This is a genomic window from Megasphaera sp. AF13-6AC (assembly GCF_027685385.1).
GTDB classification, from domain to species: domain Bacteria; phylum Bacillota; class Negativicutes; order Veillonellales; family Megasphaeraceae; genus Megasphaera; species Megasphaera micronuciformis.
Genome location: NZ_JAQCUN010000078.1, coordinates 1 through 2,458, shown reverse-complemented (window position 1 = coordinate 2,458; position 2,458 = coordinate 1). Strand labels below are relative to the sequence as shown.

General features: G+C 38.7%; 2 protein-coding genes and 3 pseudogenes. 3 read left to right on the top strand and 2 right to left on the bottom strand.

Annotation, left to right across the window (positions count from 1 at the left end):
- Nucleotides 1-100: 100 nt before the first annotated feature.
- Together PGX78_RS05440 and PGX78_RS05435 are read left to right on the top strand one after the other, a co-directional pair.
- Nucleotides 101-577 (top strand): peptidylprolyl isomerase, encoded by a 477-nt coding sequence (locus PGX78_RS05440; protein ID WP_270445780.1) that lies wholly within the window; start codon nt 101-103, stop codon nt 575-577.
- Nucleotides 577-873, top strand: a complete 297-nt coding sequence (locus PGX78_RS05435) for a GIY-YIG nuclease family protein (protein WP_270445779.1) — start codon at nt 577-579, stop codon at nt 871-873. The genes PGX78_RS05440 and PGX78_RS05435 overlap by 1 nt, the downstream gene beginning before the upstream one ends.
- Nucleotides 874-954: 81 nt before the next feature.
- Here the strand turns inward: PGX78_RS05435 and PGX78_RS09500 are convergent.
- A pseudogene (locus PGX78_RS09500) lies at nt 955-1,014 on the bottom strand (IS3 family transposase); the annotation flags it as partial.
- Nucleotides 1,015-1,125: 111 nt separating this feature from the next.
- Between PGX78_RS09500 and PGX78_RS05430 the strand changes: the two are divergent.
- Nucleotides 1,126-2,234: pseudogene (locus PGX78_RS05430) on the top strand (IS1249 family transposase).
- A 35-nt stretch (nt 2,235-2,269) separates the two neighbouring features.
- Here the strand turns inward: PGX78_RS05430 and PGX78_RS05425 are convergent.
- Nucleotides 2,270-2,458 (bottom strand): annotated as a pseudogene (locus PGX78_RS05425) (IS3 family transposase); the annotation flags it as partial.

Sequence of the window (2,458 nt, the reverse complement as noted above, 5' to 3'; positions counted from 1 at the left end):
ACGGGGCCGCATGTCCATTATGAAGTACGGGTAAACGGATCCCCAACTAATCCCATCTTGTTTTTACCGTAACAGATAATATTTCAGGAGGATTTTTATAATGGAAAAAACATTGTATGCAAAATTTAAAACTAACGAAGGAGACTTTACAGTAGAACTTTTCGCCGATAAAGCTCCGATTACGGTGGGTAACTTTAAAAAATTGGCAGACAAAAAATTTTATGACGGGACAATTTTCCATCGTATTATTAAAGACTTTATGATTCAAGGTGGCGATCCTGAAGGAACGGGATTCGGCGGCTCCGATGAAATGATTCCTGACGAATTCGCTCCCGGGCTTACGTTTGCGGAGCCGGGCATCTTGGCAATGGCCAATGCGGGTCCCAATACGGGAAGCTCACAATTCTTTATTACGGTAGTTCCTACCCCGTGGCTGCAAAATCACCATTCTATTTTCGGTAAGGTCGTAGAGAATTATGATGTAGTTGAAAAAATCAGCCGTGTAAAGACGTCCGGTGCGGATCGTCCGGTACAAGATGTTGTTTTGGAATCCCTTGTAATTACGGACAGTCTCTAATGCTATATTACACGTATATGCTTCGGTGTGCCGACGGAACCTTTTATACGGGGTATACGACGGATACGGTACGGCGGACTGCTACTCATAACAGCGGCAAGGGAGCTAAGTATACGGCTTCCCGCCGCCCTGTTGAACTGGTGTGGCAAAAGGCCTTTACAGATAAACACGAAGCTATGCATTGGGAAGCTCGTATTAAGAAATGGCCGAGAAGTAAGAAAGCTAGACTTTTATCACCTACCGGCCGGCTGTTGGAACAGGAAATGGATCAGACTGATAATAAAGCGCGCACGTGAGAATATAAAAAACAGAGACCTTCTTTGATCTGCCCCCATTTTCTTGGACAGATATAATTAAGCTACTTTTTGGGAATGAGTTCAATATTCTATCGGACTCATTCCTTTTAATTTGAGCTTAATGCGTTTGGTATTGTAATAATCGGCTTATAGGACAAAAAGTGTGTGTAAAAACTTCAATTAACCCTTGTAATTACTAAATAAAATGAGGTTATATCTTCCTATATATAAACAAATATGGAGGAAGAGTTTATGCGACAAATAAAATGTCCTGATTGTAATGAAAAATGTATTAAACATGGTGTTTTAAAATCTGGTTCTTAACGTTGGTTTTGCAAACATTGTAAGGTGGCATTTACTGTTAAAATTAATAATTTAAGTAAAGAGTTAAACCTATTCTTGAATTGGTTATTCAGCACCGATATTCAAGCTGATATGCCTGGTAAAGGTCGTACATTCAGGCGTAAAACCGCTAAATTTTGGTCCATATGGCCATTGCCACCAAAAGTGGAAGATGTACATGATGTGATCTTGATGGAATTTACTTAGCTAGGAATTTATGTGTGTTGATTTGTTGCAATGATACTCATGTTCTAGGATGGTATGTCTGCCGTTATGAGCATGCTAGAGCTTGGCAGTGTTTAATGGAACGGATTGCTGAACCTAAAGTCGTTGTGTCTGATGGTGCTAATGGTTTGCCTAAAGCATTACGTAAAGTTTGGCCTCATCGTAGTCACCAAAGATGCCTGTTTCACATTTTTTGTCAGGTTAGACGATATACGACAAGTAGACCTAAAACGTTAGCTGGGAAGGACCTTTATAGTCTTGCCAAAGTTTTATTTAATGTGAAAACAATGGATCAAGCCTTTATATGGATTAATGAACTTTCAGCGTGGCGAATGACATATTCTGATTTTTTACGAGAAATGACGATTGATGAATTCGGAAACAAACGCTCTACACATAAGCGTTTGCTTAAAGCTGAATCATCATTATGGCGCCTGATTAGGCAACAAACTTTATTTACATTTTTGGAATGTATTGATATTACAGTACCCACAACAAATAATCGTATTGAAGGTGGAGTAAATGCTCAACTAAGAAGTATGTTACGGGCTCATAGGGGCCTTTCACTTGAAAGAAGACTAAAAGCGGTCTATTGGTGGTGCTATATGCACTCACCAAGACCGCTTTCTATTTCAGATATATTAAATTGTATACCTACAGATGAATCGATTGCTGCTATCTACAAACGGTTATCTAATTATTGCCAAATAGATTGTTCAATCCCTCAATGGGGTGATGCTCCTGTTTGGAATGAGCTACATATGTCTACAGATTTTCCAACTTATTGGGATTAGTCACACACACTTTTTGTCCTATAACTCTAATAATCAATATAGTCCTTTAATTTGCTGATAAAATCTTCATAGGAAGCAAACTTTTCTAAATATACCAACACTGACTTCAACAAGCCAAAGAAGTTTTCCATCATGCTATTATCCAAACAATTTCTTTTACGGGACATGCTTTGGATGATAGCGTGATTTTTTAATGTTTCTTGATAAGTGCTATGCCGGTACTG

Coding starts and splice junctions, on each gene's coding strand:
- PGX78_RS05440 (WP_270445780.1), top strand. CDS start 101: ATGGAAAAAACATTGTATGCAAAATTTAAAACTAACGAAGGAGACTTT.
- PGX78_RS05435 (WP_270445779.1), top strand. CDS start 577: ATGCTATATTACACGTATATGCTTCGGTGTGCCGACGGAACCTTTTAT.